General features: G+C 73.2%; 14 protein-coding genes. 10 read left to right on the top strand and 4 right to left on the bottom strand.

What is annotated here, in order from left to right; genetic code table 11:
• Positions 1–45: 45 nt before the first annotated feature.
• Complete coding sequence (locus WMF29_RS10865) at positions 46–438, bottom strand: hypothetical protein (RefSeq protein ID WP_044964534.1); 393 nt, start codon at positions 436–438, stop codon at positions 46–48.
• Between the two features lie 252 nt (positions 439–690).
• Here WMF29_RS10865 and WMF29_RS10860 point away from each other — a divergent pair, with 252 nt between their 5' ends.
• The 8 genes from WMF29_RS10860 to trxA all read left to right on the top strand — a co-directional run bounded on the left by WMF29_RS10860 (position 691) and on the right by trxA (position 11404).
• On the top strand, positions 691–1533 hold the full coding sequence (locus WMF29_RS10860) for a hypothetical protein (protein ID WP_437328770.1): 843 nt from the start codon (positions 691–693) through the stop codon (positions 1531–1533).
• 74 nt (positions 1534–1607) lie between these two features.
• On the top strand, positions 1608–3617 hold the full coding sequence (locus WMF29_RS10855; RefSeq protein ID WP_437328769.1) for an FHA domain-containing protein: 2010 nt from the start codon (positions 1608–1610) through the stop codon (positions 3615–3617).
• A complete protein-coding gene (locus WMF29_RS10850) occupies positions 3614–5431 on the top strand; it encodes a Stp1/IreP family PP2C-type Ser/Thr phosphatase (protein ID WP_437328768.1) in 1818 nt (605 codons plus the stop codon). The genes WMF29_RS10855 and WMF29_RS10850 overlap by 4 nt, the downstream gene beginning before the upstream one ends.
• A 16-nt stretch (positions 5432–5447) precedes the next feature.
• The gene (locus WMF29_RS10845) at positions 5448–6542 is read left to right on the top strand and encodes a S1 family peptidase (RefSeq protein ID WP_437328767.1); all 1095 of its coding nucleotides are present in this window, start codon (positions 5448–5450) and stop codon (positions 6540–6542) included.
• Positions 6542–8071 carry an FHA domain-containing protein gene (locus WMF29_RS10840; protein ID WP_437331102.1) on the top strand — a complete coding sequence of 510 codons (1530 nt, stop codon included), beginning with the start codon at positions 6542–6544 and terminating at the stop codon, positions 8069–8071. Before WMF29_RS10845 ends, WMF29_RS10840 begins: the two co-directional genes overlap by 1 nt.
• 16 nt (positions 8072–8087) lie before the next feature.
• Entirely contained in the window at positions 8088–9617 is a 1530-nt protein-coding gene (locus tag WMF29_RS10835) for an ABC transporter permease subunit (RefSeq protein WP_437328766.1), read from the top strand.
• Positions 9614–10606, top strand: a complete 993-nt coding sequence (locus tag WMF29_RS10830; protein ID WP_272101718.1) for an ABC transporter permease — start codon at positions 9614–9616, stop codon at positions 10604–10606. The genes WMF29_RS10835 and WMF29_RS10830 overlap by 4 nt, the downstream gene beginning before the upstream one ends.
• A gap of 156 nt (positions 10607–10762) precedes the next feature.
• The gene (trxA, locus tag WMF29_RS10825; protein WP_044964524.1) at positions 10763–11404 is read left to right on the top strand and encodes a thioredoxin; all 642 of its coding nucleotides are present in this window, start codon (positions 10763–10765) and stop codon (positions 11402–11404) included.
• A gap of 66 nt (positions 11405–11470) precedes the next feature.
• Here the strand turns inward: trxA and larC are convergent, their stop codons facing one another.
• Positions 11471–12946, bottom strand: coding sequence for a nickel pincer cofactor biosynthesis protein LarC (gene larC, locus WMF29_RS10820; protein ID WP_437328765.1), 1476 nt, complete (start codon positions 12944–12946; stop codon positions 11471–11473).
• A 67-nt stretch (positions 12947–13013) separates the two neighbouring features.
• Positions 13014–13766 carry a nickel pincer cofactor biosynthesis protein LarB gene (gene larB, locus WMF29_RS10815; protein ID WP_437328764.1) on the bottom strand — a complete coding sequence of 251 codons (753 nt, stop codon included), beginning with the start codon at positions 13764–13766 and terminating at the stop codon, positions 13014–13016.
• A 165-nt stretch (positions 13767–13931) separates the two neighbouring features.
• Between larB and WMF29_RS10810 the strand changes: the two genes are divergently transcribed.
• A complete protein-coding gene (locus tag WMF29_RS10810; RefSeq protein WP_437328763.1) occupies positions 13932–14684 on the top strand; it encodes a hypothetical protein in 753 nt (250 codons plus the stop codon).
• 77 nt (positions 14685–14761) lie between these two features.
• Positions 14762–16144 carry a TldD/PmbA family protein gene (locus WMF29_RS10805; RefSeq protein ID WP_437328762.1) on the top strand — a complete coding sequence of 461 codons (1383 nt, stop codon included), beginning with the start codon at positions 14762–14764 and terminating at the stop codon, positions 16142–16144.
• Positions 16145–16397: 253 nt separating this feature from the next.
• Here WMF29_RS10805 and WMF29_RS10800 read toward each other — a convergent pair whose 3' ends face one another.
• Positions 16398–17027: a helix-turn-helix domain-containing protein gene (locus WMF29_RS10800; RefSeq protein WP_437328761.1), complete on the bottom strand. Its 630-nt coding sequence runs from the start codon at positions 17025–17027 to the stop codon at positions 16398–16400.
• Between the last annotated feature and the right edge of the window lie 123 nt (positions 17028–17150).

The raw sequence follows: 17150 nt of genomic DNA, 5'->3' as shown, positions 1-17150 counted from the left end.
GGGGACGCCGCGCGGCGCGTCGCCGCGGCGGCGCGCCGACCGCGCTCAGTCGTCCTCGTCGTCCTCGGGCTCCAGCTCGGCGTCGTCGTCGTCGCCGTCTTCGTCCTCGTCGTCGGCGAGGTCGTCGTCGTCGGCCTCATCGAGGTCGTCGTCATCCTCGCGCGGCTCGTACTTCAGATCGATGCCGATATCGCCGAGCTGGGTCTCGAGGAGCTCGAAGAGCTCGTCTACGTCGTCGCCCCCCCACTCGTCGAGCACGTCGGTCAAGAACTCAAAAAAATCACCGCTGTCCAGACGACGCTCGATCTCTTCGACCTGCTCCTCCGAGAACGCCTCGAGGACGTCCTCGCGCAGCGCTTCGGTGTCGCCTTCCTCAACGGCATCCGCCGCAGAGAGGCGGATCTGCTTTACGGCACGCTTGTCGAGGTGAATCTCCATGAAGGTGGCTTCGTTTAGGCGACCCTCGCAGCTGCCGTCAAGCGGCGTATGGTGTCGAGCTTCAAGAGACCGCTCGCCTCCCCCCTCCACGCGTCTTTTCTTGGGGGCGCGGCGGGGACGCCGCGGAGCGCGGAGCTGCCCCAGGCGGCCACGCGCGCGCCCACGTCGGAGGTGGGCGCGGGCGCGCCCCCGGCGCCCGCGCGGCGGAGGAGCGTTGCCGGCGGCAGATCTCTCGCGTATCTCAAACAACTCGTGCGTTTGCGATCTCCGCCCGGCGCGCTCTCGGCCACGATCATCGCGGCCGGCGCCCTGCTGTCCTTGACAGCGCGGGCCGCGCCTCCGCACCCCCAGGCCGAGGGCGCCCTCCACGGCGCCGCGCCGGGCGCTCCCGCCGGCGGCCGGACGGGAGGAGGCCCGGGCGAAGGGGCCGAGGACGGCCGCGCCGCGCCCGCCGGGAGCGCGCTGCTCGACGCGGCGGGGGACGAGGCCGCCGCCGAGCAGGAGCCATCGCTCGCCGTCAAGCCGCGCGTCGAGCTCGCCTCCCGACCGCCGCCGCTGCACGTCGAGTACGTGCAGTACGGCGTCGCCCTCGTGGCGGAGATGAGCCTCGATCCGGGCGCTGCCTGCCCGCGCTCGGGGCCCCTCTACGCGTGCATCCTGGGCAGCGGAGGCGGGCTCGCGATCCGCGGCGGATACCGATCGCCGGGCCCCTGGTACTTCGGCGGCGCGTACCAGTTCACCAAGATGGACTCGAGCAACCTCTACCGGCTTGGAATCTTCCAGCAGCTGCGGGCCGAGATGAGGTACCTGCCGGACATCGGCTACCGGGCGGCTCCGTACTTTTCCGCCGGGATCGGCGGCGTCGCCTACGGGAACGAGTGGGGCGTCGAGACGGGCGGCGCGCTCATCTTCGGCGGCGTCGGGGTCGAGCTGGAGGTCTCGCGCCGCGCGGTGCTCGGCGTCAGCTGCGTGTACCGGCCGGTGCTGCTCGCTGGCTGGAGGGACACGGCCAACTACGAGCGGGCCACCGCCATCGCGCAATTCGTCGGCTTCGAGCTCCTCCTCGAGGTGCGGACCGAGGTCGGCCGGCGCTGAGCGGTTCCCCTGTCCGCTCGAGAGAACGCACCGGCTACTTGACTCGACCGTCGCTCCGCGGTCCCCTCGGCAGCGTGATCTGCGATGTGTGCGGTCGCGACAACGCTGGCGATCTGACGTTCTGTCAGGATTGCGGTCGGCGGCTGAAGGCTCGAGAGGCGCGGGTCGTCCCGCCGACGCCGCCGAGCGGCTTGCCGCAGGTGTCGCTCCCGGCCCTGCCCGCGCCTGCACAGGCCGAGACGCCGCCGCCCGCGAACGACGCCCGCCAGGCCGCCAGGCCGCCGGGGCCTCGCGGCGCGCCGGGGCGCCTTCGCCCGGAGGCGCCCGTGTTCTCCTTCAGCCCGCTCAGCTCGGCGAGGACGGAACCGGCCATGCCGGCGGCGCACGGCCGCGCGGAGGGCGCATCGCGCCCGGCGCGCGAGGGCGCCGCGACGCCGGCTGCCGGCGCGCTGGACAGCGCGATCCAGATGGTGCCAGCCCTGCAAGCGCCGAAGGTCACCGAGCGGGGCGACGCGCCCGCGCCTCCCGCGACGCCCTCGATCACCGACGCGATCCTGGGGCTCTCCTGCCCGAACTGCAGCGGGGAGAACCCTCCGGGCTACCGCTTCTGCGTGACGTGCGGCGCGCCGCTGAACAGGAAAGATGTCGGAGCGGCGGCGGGCGCTCCACAGCCGGTGAGCCAGGTGTCGAAGCGCGCCAGGGGAGAGCGCGGCGAGCCGGGCGCCGCGCTCTCCCCTGGCGCGCCGTACATGGCGCCCCCGCCGCACGAGGAGATCGGGACGACCGCGCGAGGTCTCGACGACGTCACGCACGTCACGCACGTCACGCACGTCACGAACGCCGCGCCCCGGCACGCACCTCCGGCGGAGGCCGCGCCGCCGGCGGCCCGCGACGAGCGCTCCGGCGCCGGAGACGCGCAGCAACGGGGCGGCGCGCCGGCCAGGCCGCCTCCGCCCCCGCTGCCACCGGTCGCCCTGCCCCCGGCGCGGCTGCCCCCGCCCGCGGCCAGCGGGAGCAGCGCCGACAAGATCGTCGGCTCGCCGGTCGTCGACATCGCGTCCTCGCAGCGAGCGCCCGTCCCGCCGGTCGAGTGCGCGCGCTGTCGCGGTCAGTGCCTGGCGGGCACGCGGTTCTGCAAGTACTGCGGCGCGCCCCTCGAGGGCGAGCGCCCCGCCTCCGAGCGCCCCGCCAGACCCGCCACCGACCGCCCGCAGCCAGCGCCTGCGCTCGCCCCGGACGCCCGGCGCGACCCGCATCGGCCCCCGCATGCTGCCGAGCCCGCCGGGCCGCTCCCGACCGAGACGGGCAGCGCGCCTCCGCCCTCCCAGCAGCCGCTCGCTCCGCTGCGCGCGTCCCTCTCGGCTCGCCCGCCGGCGTGGGTTCCGGCTGACACCCAGCCGACCCGGGCTGACACCCAGCCGACCCGAGCGCCCGAGGGCAAGCTCATCGTGATCGTCGAAGACGGGACCGAGGGAAAGAGCTTCCCCCTCTCCGGCCCGCAGATCGACATCGGCCGCACCGAGGGGGAGATCCTCCTGGAGGACGACCAGTACGTCTCGCCGCGGCACGCGCGGATCATTCCGCAGGAAGGGTCCTGGGTTCTCCGTGACCTGGGCAGCGTCAACCGCATCTACCTTCGCATCCGGAAGACGCACGCCCTCCGAGATGGCGACTTGCTCCTCCTGGGCCTCGAGGTGTTACAGTTTCAGACCGTGAACGACGGCGAGCGAGGCCTCGGCCATGCCATCCAGCATGGAACGTTGCTGTTTGGCTCGCCCGCCATCCACCGCCGGGCGAGACTCTGCCAGCGGACGGTGGAGGGCGTGATGCGGGACGTGTACCACCTCTACCGGGATGAGACGGTGATCGGACGGGAGACGGGAGACATCGTATTCACGGCCGATCCGTTCCTCTCGCGACGCCACGCCGCCATCCGGAGGAACCCGGCCACGGGGGAGTTCACGCTCAGCGACCTGGACTCGTCGAACGGGACCTACGTCGCCATCCGCGAGGACGTCAGCCTCCTCGATCGCGACTTCGTGCGCATCGGGCAGCACCTGTTCCGCGTGGATCTCACCCGATGAGCGACCAGACCGTCCGCGAAACGCCGACCGAGGCGCTGGAAGTCGAGGGGCTCCCCGGCGCGGCGTCGGCAGGAACCGACTCGAGCAGCCACGCCGGCAAGGCGCTTCATGACTCCCCGCACGGCGCCGCGTCGCTCGAGTCCGGCAAGGCGGGGTCTGTGGAAGCAGGCAAGCCCGTGAACTGGAAGCCCCCGCCGCCCAAGACGCGCCCGGCCGCGAACGCCGCGCAGAAGGCTGGCATCGCCGTGAAGCCCGTGAAGGCGCCCAGCGCATCGAGCCCGGAGAAGGTCGGGCGGAAGCTCCCTCCACCGCCGCGGGTGCGGCTCACCGCGGGCGGGTCGCGCGAGGAAGACGCGGATGGAAGCACGACGCGGTCGGACGACCTCGGAGACGCGATGACCCCCGACGCGCCGCCGGCAGCCGCTCAAGCGCACGCCTCCCTCGCGGCTGCGTCGTACGACGGCGCGCTCGACGAGACCCCCGCCGCGGAGGCCGCCCATCATGGCGGCGCGGCCGGGCGCTTCGCGGGCGAGGCGCCGGGGGTCGGCGAGCCGGACGAGGGCGGGCAGCGCCCCGACGGCATGGACGGCGCGGCGACACCGCCCGACGAGCCGCGCCGCCCCGAGGTCGTGCTGCGGCTGTTCGGCCGCACCGACGTGGGCCAGGTCCGCGAGCACAACGAGGACAACTTCATCGTCGCGGATCTCACGAACGCGAGCCGCGGCCTGATGGAGATGGACCGCTACCAGGTCGTCGGCGAGCGGGGCGCGCTGCTCGGCGTGTGCGACGGCATGGGCGGCGCCGCGGCCGGCGAGGTCGCGAGCCAGCTCGCGGTCGACATCATCTACCAGCGGATGAGCGCCGCCGGTCCCCCGGAGAACCACGACGAGCTCGCGGCGCGGCTGGTGCAGTCGATCGAGGCGGCGGGCCTCCGGATCTTCAGCGAGGCGAAGCTCGATCGGACCCGGCGAGGGATGGGGACCACCTCGACCATCGCCGCGCTCATGGACGATCACCTGTTCCTCGGGCAGGTCGGCGACAGCCGCGCGTACGTCCTCCGCGGCGATCGGCTCGTGCAGGTGACGCGCGACCAGTCGCTCGTGAACCAGCTCATCGAGGCGGGCCAGCTCACCGAGGAGGAGGCCGAGACCTTCGAGCACAACAACATCATCCTCCAGGCGCTCGGCACCGCGGACTCGGTGCAGGTCGACCTCACCTTCGTGGAGCTCAAGCGGGGCGACACGCTGATGCTCTGTTCCGACGGGCTCTCGGGCATGGTGCGGAACGAGGAGATCCGTGAGGTGCTGCGGACCGTCGACGATCCGATCGAGGCCTGCAAGGTGCTGACGGATCGGGCCAACCAGGCCGGCGGGCACGACAACATCACGGTGGTGGTCGCGAAGTTCGACGGCGACGGGCTCGCCCCGCCGGAGCTCGAGGACATCGAGGATCTCCGCTACCAGAAGTACGCGCTGCCCGAGCACCTCCTGGCGCAGAACGCCGCCGCGTCCGAGCCGGCGCGCAAGGTGAAGGAGCTCGACGAGAAGAAGATCTCGCAGCGCCCCCCCTCGCCGAAGTCGTGGCTCAGCAGCAGCGCCGACAGCGACATGGACGACGACGGGGACGACTACGACCAGGTCGCCTCGCCGCTGCCGGCCGACGACGCGCTGGACGAGCGCAACGCCCGCGCGCCCGTCCAGGGCGACGAGCCGATCATGATCCCGACCGACGGCGCGCCGCAGTGGCTGGTGATCTTGATGATCGTGAGCGCCGTCGCGTGCGTTACCATCGCCGGCTACTACCTGCTTCGTTAGGGTGCGCGCGGCGCACGTGCGCGCGCCTTCCACCGCGATGCTGCGCAGCAACGACAAGCGCGGCCGGCAGACGCCGGCCGCCCCGCAGGAAGAGTGGCCCCCCGGGCGCCCCGACGCGGACGGCCGCGTCGACGTCGAGACCGCGCAGCGCATCGTCAAGGATGCCGTCGTGCAGGCGATGCGGCGCGAGGAGAAGGCGCTCGCGCTCGTGCGCGCCAAGGCGGACGACGCGAGGCGCAAGGTGTCGCGCCACAACCTGCTCCTCGGGCTAGGCGTCGCCGCGGCGCTCGTCGCCGTGGCGGTGGCGTCCGTGGTCACGTACCGGTCGCGCCGGGCGGCCGACGCGCTGGCGCGCGAGGTCGGCCTCGGGATCGCGCCCGCGGCGCGCCCGTCGGGCGCGATCCCGGAGCAGGTGCTCTCGGGGCGCGCCATCTTCGAGCAGAACAGGCTGGCGCTCTACGTGATGGGCTACAAGGTGGACAACCGCATCGGCGGTTGCTGCTCGGCGTTCGCCATCGCGCCCGATCTGCTCGCGACGAACGCTCACTGCGTCCGCGACTGCCGCGCCCGCGGCGGCACCTCGATCGTCACGCAGAACGACTCGATGGGGAAGGTCCGCTTCCCCATCGTCGCGATGTCGGCCCACCCCGCGTACAAGCCGGGGCAGGCGGGCGCCGGCTCGCCGGACGTCGCCCTGCTCCGGATAGCCGGCAAGGCGACGCACACGGTGAAGCTCGCGAACGACGCCGAGCTGCGGGCCATCGGGCCGGGCGACGACGCCTACGTCATCGGCTTCCCTGGTCGCCTGATGGACCCGCTGAGCCCCTCGGCGACGTTCCTGCAGGGCCGCATCGGGCGCGTGACCGGCATCGACGAGGAGGCGACGACGCCGGACCGCGCCGTCCTGATCCAGCATGACGCGGTCACGCGCGGGGGCAACAGCGGGAGCCCCATCTTCAACCAGTACGGGCACGTCATCGGCGTCCACGCGGCGCACATCGACGACGAGGACGACGTCACGATCGACGGCCGGAAGGCGACGGTGACGCAGAGCTCGCCGTTCCGCATCGGGATGCGGATCGATCTGCTGAAGGGGGTCCCCGCGCCGTGATGCTGCGCGTCGTGCACACCTTCGGGCGCAACGCCGGGTCTGTGGAGCTCCACGACCGGCGCGCGGTGCGCTTCGGTCGAGCGCCGGACAACGACGTCGTCTTCGACCCGAACCACGATCGCGACGCGAGCAGCCACCACGCCGAGGCGCGCCTCGAGGCGACGGGCTGGGTGCTCTACGACCTCGACAGCCGCAACGGGACCTACGCGGGCGGGCAGCGGGTCAAGCGGCACCCGATCGCGTCGGGCGACGAGATCACGTTCGGCGCCAAGGGCCCGCGGGTGCGGCTGGAGCTCATCGAGCGCCGCACGTCGGGTCCGCCGCCGGCGCACGCCGTGGCGCCTCACGTCTCTCCCGCCGCGGCTTACCCTGCGCAAGTGACGGGCCATCCCGCGCCCGCTGCGTACCCCGTGCCGACTGCGGGCTACCCCGCGCCCGCCGCGTACCCCGCGCCCGCTGCGTACCCCGCGCCCGCTGCCGCCCCCCATGGACACGTCCCGGCCGCGCCGCCGGCCGGCGCGCGGCGGGTCGGCGAGCGGACGATCGCCATGATGATCTCCTCCGCCGTCGCGGCCGCCACGGGGCGCGCGAAGCCCCGCGGCACCGTCGAGATCAACGCCATGCTCCACAAGGAGGTGCACGCCGCGACGGCAGGCCAGCGGCGCACGACCTACATCCTCGCCGCGCTCCTCGTGATCGCGCTCGCCAGCCTCGCCGCGCTCATCGTCTACAACCGCTCCTCCCACGACGAGATCAGCCAGCTGCGGGAGGAGCTCGCGGGCCTCTCGCCGGAGGACCCCCGGCGCAAGGAGATCGAGCGCCGCCTCGGGACGCTCCACCCCTCGAACGCCAACTTCGGGCGCAACCTCCACGACCGCTCCAGGAAGGGGATCTTCATGCTCGCCGCCGGGCGCGAGGGGTTCTGCACGGCGTTCGCGGTGCGGCCCTCCGTCCTCGTGACGAACGCCCACTGCATCACCGCGGCCAAGCGCCGCGGCGGCGCGATCGTGGCGCTCGAGAACGAGGGCCGGGGCCAGATAAGCTTCGCCGTGACCGGCATGCGGACGCACCCGCAGTACCGCGACAGCGCGGATCAGCTCACCCCGGACATCGGCACCGTGACGATCGCGGGGCGCGCGGCCGCCGTGCTCGAGCTCGCGACGCGGGAGGAGCTCGCCGCGGCGGGCGCCGGCGACGACGTGTACCTGATCGGCTTCCCGGAGCGGCTCACGGACACCGCGAACCCCGTCGCCACGTTTCTCGCCGCCAACATCGGCCGGATCACGGGCGCGAACGGCCGGCCCGCGCCCGCGGCGGAGGCATGGCTGATCCAGCACGACGCCCGCAGCACGAGCGGCATGAACGGGAGCCCCATCTTCAACGGCCAGGGCAAGGTCATCGGCATCAACGCCGGCGGTTACCTCGAGGGCAACGACGAGACGATCTCTGGCCAGAAGATGGAGGTGGTAAAGGCCTCCCCCTACAAGTTCGGGATGCGCATCGACCTGCTCGACGCCATCCTGCGCTGACTCCCGGCCGAGAGAGATGCTCCGCCACGCGCTCCGCAGGCTCCTCTGGACGCTGCCGACCCTCGTCGGCGTCTCGCTGCTGACCTTCTTCGTGCTCTCCTTCGTCCCGGATCCGACGGACGACCCGCTCCTCGCCAGCTCGCTCTCCAGCGCGGAGCTCGCGCGGCTCCGCCGGGAGCGCTTCCTCGACCTGCCGCGCTTCATCAACCTGGAGCCGCGCGACGTGCGCCTGCGGGCCCTCGCGGCCGCGCAGGCCATCGCGGCCGGCGGCGACGACGCCGCGGCCGCCGCCGACGAGCTGCGTCGCCTCGGCGGCGCCGCGCTGCCGCACATCCTGCCGCTCGACGCGCTCGCGCCCGAGCCGCGCACCCGCGTCGCGCTCGCGCTCGCGCCCGTCGCGGCGCGGATGGGCCTGCCGCGGGCCGACGACGCCGCGGACCCGGCGCACGCTGTCGCGTTCTGGACGCGCTTCTGGGACGACCGCGGCATCGAGTTCCGGAGCGCGTCGGTGCGGAGCGCCGTGCGGCGCCTGGTCCGCTACGGCTCGGCGTCGCGCGCCGCCGAGCTGCTGGAGCTCGACACGTTCGCCCTGCAGGCGGTGATCGCCGCGCTGCAGCCGCCGCGCGACGCCGAGTCGCTCGAGCAGGCGCGCGCCCTCGTCGACGTCGCGGCCCACATCGCGGAGATCGACGACCGGATCGCCCCGGGCGACGACCTCGCGGAGGCCCGCGCGTGCGTCACGCGGTGGAGGTCGTTCTGGAACGTGTACCGCAGCGACTTCGAGGTGTTCACCGGCCCGGCGCAGCTCGCGGCGACCGTGCTCGAGACCCGCTACGGCAAGTGGGCGCTCGGCGCGGTCACCCACCGGCTCGGCGTCGCGGCGACCGGCGAGCCGGTGCTCGACGAGCTCGCGCGGCGCGCGCCCGTCACCCTCGCGCTCGTCTTCGGGGCGATCGCGCTGGCCTACGCCGTGGCGATCCCGCTCGGCGCGCTCAGCGCGGCCTCGCAGGGCCGGCGGAGCGACTCGGCGATCGCGGCCGCCGTGCTCACCGCCGCCGTCCTCCCGACCGCCGTCGTGGCCGTGGCCGCCGTGCTCCTCTCGGGCGGCGCGCGATCCCTGCTCCTGCCGACGGGCCTCATCGCGCTCTCGCTCGTCGCCGCGCCGACGCGGCAGCAGCGCGCCGCGCTCGTCGCGATCCTCGCGCAGGACTTCGTCCGGGCCGCGCGGGCGCGCGGCGCCGGCACCGCGCGCGCCATCGCCGTCCACGGGCTCCGCAACGCCGTGCTCCCGGTCGTGACGCTCGCCATGCTCGAGCCGCCGATGGCGCTCGGCGGCGCGTTCGTCGTCGAGCGCGTCTTCGAGCTCCACGGGCTCGGCGAGCTCACGCTCCTCGCCGTGCAGGCGCGCGACGTGAGCTGGCTCATGGCCATCTCGATCGGCGCCGCGGCCATCGCCGCGCTCGGCGTGATCGCGACCGACCTCGCCTATGTGCTCGTCGATCCGCGGCTCGGCCCGGCGGTGCTCTCGCGGAGGAGCGAGGCGTGACCCACGCGACGGCGTTCCTCCGCCGGATGGTCGGCAGCAAGCGCGTCGCCATCGGCGCCGTGCTGCTCGGCGTCCTCGCCCTGCTGGCCATCTTCGCCGAGCTCCTCGCCGCCCCCGCGCCCATCGCCTGCTTCGGGCCGGAAGGCGCGGAGATCCTGCCCGCGGTCACCGAGGGCGCCACGCTCGATTCGCTCACCGAGGCCGAGCTCAGGGTGCGCTTCGAGGGCTTCGCGATCTGGCCGCCCATCCGCTACGGCCCGGAGCAGCGCACCGACGCCGGCCCGAACGCGTCGCCGTCGCTCGACCACCCGCTCGGCACGGACTTCGAGAGCCGCGATCTCGCCGCGCGGCTGATCTACGGCGCGCGCACGGCGCTCGGCCTGTCGCTCAGCGCGGTGCTCGTGGGCATGTTCCTCGGCGTCGTGCTCGGCGGGCTCGCGGGCACGCTGCGCGGCGTCTGGAACGACGGCCTCGTCCGCCTCGTCGAGACGGTCGACACCTTCCCCGCGATCCTCGTCGTGGCCATCGTGCGGGCGATCGAGCGCGAGCCCTCCGCGCTGTCGCTGGTGCTCGCGGTCGCCTTCGTCCGCTGGGCGGAGATCGCGCGCCTCGTGCGCGCCGAGGTGCTGCGCGCGTCGAGCGAGGAGTACGTGATGGCCGCGCGCGCGCTCGGCAGCACCCGGCTGCGCGTCTTCTACCGCCACATCCTCCCGAACGCGCTCGGCCCCGTGATCGTGAGCTCGGTGCTCGGCGTGGCGTCCGTGGTCCTGCTCGAGGCGGCGATCTCGTTCCTCGGGATGGGGGCGCCCGCGCGCGTCGCCTCGTGGGGGGAGACGCTGGGCCAGGCGGCGCGGCACCCGAGCGAGATCCGGCTGCTCGTCTTCCCCGGCGTGCTGCTCCTGGCGACGGTCGGCGGCTCTTACCTCATCGCCGACGCGCTGCGCGACTCCATCGACGCACGCACCGTGCGCGCGCGCGTCCCGCGCTGACGGCGCGGGGGCCGTACGTCCGCGCGCCAGCCGCCGGCCGTGCAGCGCTCTCGCGCGCCGAAATTGCGCGAAATCCCCTTCATCTCCGCGATCTCGGCGGCGGAGCCCTCGCGCCGCTCGATCTCGCAGGAAAGGCCCGCTATGAATTCGCCCGCCATGGCCGTTCCCGAGATCAACGAGCAGGAGTTCGAGCGCGAGGTGCTCCGCAGCGAGTTGCCCGTGCTCATCGATTTCACCGCCACCTGGTGCGGGCCGTGCAAGACGGTCGCGCCCGAGGTCGACGCCATCGCGCGCGAGCTCGAGGGCAAGGCCAAGGTGGTCAAGGTCGACATCGACCGGTCGAAGCGCATCGCCACCACGCTGCGCATCCAGGCCGTCCCGACGTTCATGGTCTTTCATCGAGGCCGCCCGGTGGCCGCCGAGCAGGGCGTCCTCAACCGAAAGCAGCTCCGCGAGCTGCTCGATCCGTTCCTCCCGCGCGCCGAGGGCGCCATCCGGGCGGCCGAGCTGGCGCAGCTGATCCGGGAGGGCCAGGTGGTCCCCGTGGACACGCGCGAGACCCCCGCCTACGGCCGCGCCCACATCCCGGGCGCTGTGCACATCCCGATCGAGGAGATCGAAGGCCGGCTCGCCGAGCTCCACATGCTGGCCGGCGCGCCGGTGCTCTACTGCCGCTCCGGCGACAAGTCGAAGGACGTCGCCGCGAAGCTCGCCGAGGAGGGCGTGCCCGTCGCGTTCCTCGAGGGCGGCTTCCTCTCGTGGGAGGCCGAGGCGCTCCCGATCCAGCGCCCCGACTGACCGCTGCCGCACGCTGCGCCGCTCGGCGAGCACGGCGCCTCGCGGCGGCACCTGCGCGGCGCGGCGTTACCCCTTGGCGGCCGACAGCGCCGCCGAGACGACCTCGCGCACCGGCACGCCGTGTGTCCTCGCCGCCGCGGCGCAATCGTCGAACTCCGGCTTGATCTGCGGCGGCCCGAACGGCCCCTCGCTGATCTTCACCCGGATGGCTCCGTACGCCGTCTGCACGGTGGTGATCCGCCGCGGCCGCTCGGTGCGCGCGACAGGGATCTTCCGTAGCCCGATGCTGGTCGTCTCGCGGAGCAGCGCCGTCGCGACGGCGTCGGCCTGGGGGGCGGCCGCGAGCGCGGCGATCGTCAGGGCGGGGCGCCCTTTCTTCATGGTGATCGGCACCGCCCAGGCGTCGAGCGCGCCCGCCGCGAACAGCGCCTCGATCGCGTGCCCTGCCACCTCGCCCGTCAGATCGTCGACGTTCGCCTCGACGAGCACGTGCGACGCGCTGCCGACGCTCTCCTCGCCGCCGGTGCGCGTCCCGAGCACGACCCGCAGCAGGTTGGGGCGGTCCGGCAGCTCGCGCTGACCGGCGCCGAAGCCGATCCGATCGGGGGCGAACGTCGGCCAGCGCTCGAACCGGGTCGCCAGCGTGGCGATGATGGCCGCGCCGGTGGGCGTGACCAGCTCGGCGTCGAGCTCGACGCCGTAGGTCGGGACGCCGCGGAGGCACGCGACCGCCGCGGGCGGCGGCAGCGGGAGGATCCCGTGCCGCGCCTTCACGAACCCGCGCCCCATGGGCAGCGGCGATCCGACGACCTCCGCCCCGATGTGCACGATCGCCGCGGCGGAGCCCACGATGTCGACGATCGCGTCGACGGCGCCGACCTCGTGGAAGTGCACGTCCTCGAGGCGGATCCGGTGCACGGCGGCCTCCGCCTCGCCGAGGCGCCGGAAGATCCGGCGTGCCAGCGCGGCGACCGGTGGATCGAGCGGCGCGGCGGCGAGCATGGCGTCGATGGATCCGTAGGTGCGCTCCGGCTGCTGCGCCTCGACGTGCACGTCGAACGAGGTCGCCACGATGCCGCTCCGATGGGCGTGCCCGCGGTGCAGGTGGAACCCGTCGAGCGGCAGCGCGGCGACGGCGCGCTCGATGACGAGGAGGGGCACCCCGAGATCGAGCAGCGCGGCGATGGTCATGTCGCCCGCGATCCCGCTGAACGCGTCGAAGAACAGGACCTTGCCCGCGCCCGCGCCCTCCTCGAGGAGCGGCGCGCGCGGATGGTCGTGCCCGTGGTGGTGGTGCCCTCCGTGCGCGTGCCCGTGGTCGTGCTCGTCTCCGTGCGCGTGGTGGTGATGGCCTCCGTGCGCGTGCTCGTCTCCGTGCGCGTGCTCGTGGTGATGGCCTCCGTGCGCGTGCTCGTCTCCGTGCGCGTGCCCGTGGTCGGGATGGCCTCCGTGCGCGTGCTCGTCTCCGTGCGCGTGCTCGTGGTGGTGATGGCCTCCGTGCACATCCCCGTGCGCGTGGTCGTGATCGTGCCCGTGTCCCATCTCTCGCCTTCTCCGTTCCCCGGGCGCCTTCGCGGCGCGGCGCTCCCGCGGTCGCGCTCGTTCCGCGCTACTCCTTCGGCAACATGCGATGCACCACCATCGCCGCGCCGAAGCCGCTGTCGATGTTGACCACGGCGACGCCAGAGGCACACGACGTGAGCATGCCGAAGAGCGCGGTGAAGCCGCCCAGGGCAGCGCCGTAGCCGACCGACGTCGGCACCGCGATGACCGGCGCCGCCACGAGCCCGCCGACCACGCTCGGCAGCGCGCCTTCCATGCCCGCGACAACGATCACCGCCGACGCCTTGCGCAGCTCCTCGACGCGATGGAGGAAGCGGTGCAGCCCCGCAACCCCCACGTCGTACAGCCGCTTCGCCTCGAGGCCCACGGCGCGAAGCGTCTCGATGGCCTCCTCGGCGACCGGGAGATCGCTCGTGCCCGCCGTCACGACGGCGACCGTCCCGGCGGCGCGCTTCGGCGGCGGCGCGACCTCGATGCTGCCGGTCCGCGCGAGGGGCACATAACGGAACGCAGGCACGAGCGCCGTGACCGCCGCGCCCTTCGCAGCGTCGACCCGGGTCACGAGCACGTTCTGGCCTGCCCCCGAGATCTCCCCGGCGATCAGGGCGATCTGCTCGGGTGTCTTCCCTTCGCCGAAGATCACCTCGGGGACGCCCTGCCTGAGCGCGCGGTGGTGATCGACGGTCGCGACGCCCAGGTCCCGGAAAGGCAGCCCCCGGAGGGCATCGAGCGCCTCCTCGACGGCAAGCTCGCCGGTCCGAACGCGCTCAAGCATCTCCCGGACGAGGCGCGGCTCCATGTGCGCAGCCGCTTAGCGCGGCGGCGTCCCCAGGGCAAACGTTCCGCCCCGCCTGCCCAGCCGCGCCCGGAAGAGCCCTGGCGTGGGCCGCTCGAGCCGTCCTGGTCAGGAAAAGGTCCAGGCACTTTGCTCAGGAGGGGGCGACAGGACTACTTTCGGCGCCGCGTGCCCGCCTTCGTCGCTCCCCTCGTCGGCTTTGCTCTCGGCGCGCTGCTCGCCTGGTTCAGCGCTGCAGCCCCTCACCGCCTGGGCGCGCTGCGCGCGGCGGAGCCTCGGCTAGCGCCGGGCGCGCGCGCTCGGCCGCTCGCGCTCGTCTCCCTGTTCGCTTGCCTCGTCTTCGCGCCGGTCTGCGCGTACTTCCTCGTGTTCGCCCCTGACTGGAGCTTCGCGTACCTCGTCGACACGCGCCGCATCCCGTCCGCCGTCGACCTCGTGGTCGTCCTCGTCAATGCCGCCTCGGTGCCCGCCGGCTTCGCCGCCGCGAATCGCTTCGCCGGGAGCGCTGGCGGCAGGTGGACCGCCCAGCGCGCGGTCCGCGCGCTCGCCGTCCTCGCCGGCGCGCCGCTGTCGATCGCCCTGCTTGCCGTCATAGCCCTGTCGCGACGGCTCGCGCTCGACGGCACCTACCGGCAGGTCGAGGGCGACTTCGGCGTCCACCCGGTCGCCGGCGGCCCGCTCGGCTATGCGCTCCTCTGGATGTACACCATGCTGGCCGCCGGCTTCGCGGTCACCGTGAGCGCCCTCCTCCGGCGCGAGCCCGCGGGCGGCGGGCCGAAGGCCGCGCCCTCCCCCGGCGCGCGCCCCCGCGCCATCCCGAGCGAGCCAGCGCCTGAGGTCGTTCCGCCCCGGCCCGCCTCGGCACGCCCTCAGCGGCGGCTCGGCGTCGGTAGCGGAGGGCGCTCCAACCGGCCGGGCTGAGACGCCTCTCGCCGCGCGGGCAGGAGGCCGCGTCACCGCGTTGACGGAGCCAGCCCGCTCCACCACCCTGTCGCCCCATGTCCGAACGAGCCCGCGTGGAGCAGCAGGTCGAGGAACTCATGGAGCTCGCCGAGCAGGTCGTGACGCGCGCCAGGAAGGGCGGCGCCGACGTCGCGGAGGCGATCGCCCGCTCCGGCTCCGAGCTCACCACCAAGGTGCGCCTCGGCGAGCCCGAGCTCGTCGAGGAGGCCGTCCACAAGGGCCTCGGCATGAGGATCATCAAGAAGCAGCGCGTCGCGCTGACCTCGACGTCCGACCTCACGCCCCGCGGCATCGATCGCTTCGTGGCGGACGCGCTGGAGCTCGCCGACATTTCCCAGGAGGACGCGTTCGCCGGCCCCGCCGATCCGGAGCTCATCGCCAAGGGACCCTTCCCCGCGCTCGATCTCTACGATCCCTCCGGCGGGGAGGTCACGGCCGCGCAGGCGATCGACATCGCGCGCCGAGGCGAGCAGGCCGCGCGCGACGCCGACCCGCGCATCACGAACAGCGAGGGCGCGACGTTCTCGCGGAGCGCGGGCGCCTTCGCCCTCGTCCTGTCCGGCGGGTTCCGCGGCGGCTTCGCCGGCTCGTACGCGCAGCTCGTTGTCTCCCCGGTCGCCGACGACAGCGGCGACAAGAAGCGCCGCGGCTTCTACTTCACCGGCCGGCGCCACCTCGCCGATCTGGACGCCCCGGACGCCGTGGGCCGCGAGGCGGCGCGCCGGACGCTGCGCAAGCTCGGCGCCCGCAAGGTGCCGACCTGTGAGGCGCCCGTCGTCTTCGACCCGGACGTCGCCCGGTCGATGCTCGGGTTGCTCGGCTCCTGCATCATGGGCAGCTCGATCTGGCGCAAGTCGAGCTACCTCGTCGGCCGCGAGGAGACGCGCATCGCCAGCGATCTCATCACGATCGTCGACGATCCGCTGATCCCGCGCGCGCCCGGCTCGCGCCCGTTCGACGGCGAGGGCCTCCTCGCCCGGCGCAACGTCGTGGTCGAGCAAGGCGTCCTGAAGACTTACCTCTGCGACAGCTACAGCGGCCGGAAGCTCAAGCGCCCGCCGACCGCCAGCGCCTCGCGCGGCGCTGGCGGCGGGGTCGGGCCGTCCACGTCGAACTTCCTCCTCCAGCCCACCTCCACGCCAGCGGCGGAGATCGTGCGTTCCACGCCGCGCGGGCTGTACGTCACCGAGATGATGGGCTTCGGCTTCAACGCCGTGACCGGCGACTTCTCCCGGGGTGCGTCCGGCTTCTGGATCGAGAACGGAGAGCTCGCTTACCCCGTGAGCGAGGTAACCATCTCGCTGAACCTCGACGAGCTCTTGCAGCGGATCGACGCCGTCGGGGACGACCTCGATCTCCGGACGTCGACGTGCTCGCCGACGTTCCGGGTCTCCTCCATGACCATCGCTGGAAGCTGAAGCGCCTCCGCCCGAGGAGCCATGCTCCTCGAGCGCGTCTTCCTCCAGGAGACGCCGACGCGGACTCTGCAGCGGGGTTGCGAGCGACCCATCAACCGGCCCCGGGTTGTGCTGCGGGAGGGGGGTTCTGACCTCAGCGGCTCGCTCTGCGCTGCTACGGCCGTGCTGCGGCTCCTGGCGGAGTCTCCTCGGGCGCGACCGGCCGTCCTAGCCCAGCCTCTTCTGCCGGGCGTAGGACGGCCGGGGCCCTGGCTCAGCGTGAAGACCCGCCTGCGGCGAGGCTCCGCGGCGGCTCTTCCGACGCCGGACCGCTCGCCGCCTGGAGCGGCGTCGCCGTCTGCGCGGCCGCTTCGGGCATGAGGAAGCCCTTCAGCTGCTGCGCGTCGCTTCGGCCGATCCGGCCGACGAACGACGGCAGGCTGATCGGCTCATCCGATAAAGCGACGAACGTCCCCTGCGAGTTCGCTCGATGGAGCGCCTCGAAGAGGGAGGGGACGTCCACGTCGCTGGACACCGCCCGCACGTCGACGATGTACACGTCCGCGGGGTCCGCCCCCGCGAAGATCAGCGCGTCATACGGGTGGCTCGCGTGCCGGATGGGCACGCCTTCCCCGAGGGCTCGCGCCACGTGGGCCATCGTATCCTTGGTGCCGATGGCCATCATCGACTTGGAGGTCGCCTTGGCGAGCTCCCGGGGCACCGAATAGCCCCATGCCCGGAGGAACTCGGCCACGTCCGCAGCCTTGAAGCGCAAGTGTCTCCCCGGCGTACGGAAATGGGCAATCCTCCCTCGATCTACCCAGTTATGGATTGTCTTCAAGTCGACCTCGCACAAGGCTGCGAGGTCCGATGCCGTCAACAGCTTTTCACGAACACCAGCCATCGCCGAACTCCACGCGAAAGGCACCTGCCGCACAGCTCGCGTTCACAGCGCGGCAGCGTCTCCTCAGGTGGCGGCCCCCCCACCCGTCTGTCTACTCGATTGAAACCTAGCTCTCATAGACGG

The organism is Sorangium sp. So ce381, from assembly GCF_051473845.1.
GTDB lineage: Bacteria > Myxococcota_A > Polyangia > Polyangiales > Polyangiaceae > Sorangium > Sorangium atrum.
This window is presented reverse-complemented; position numbering and strand designations above follow the sequence as displayed.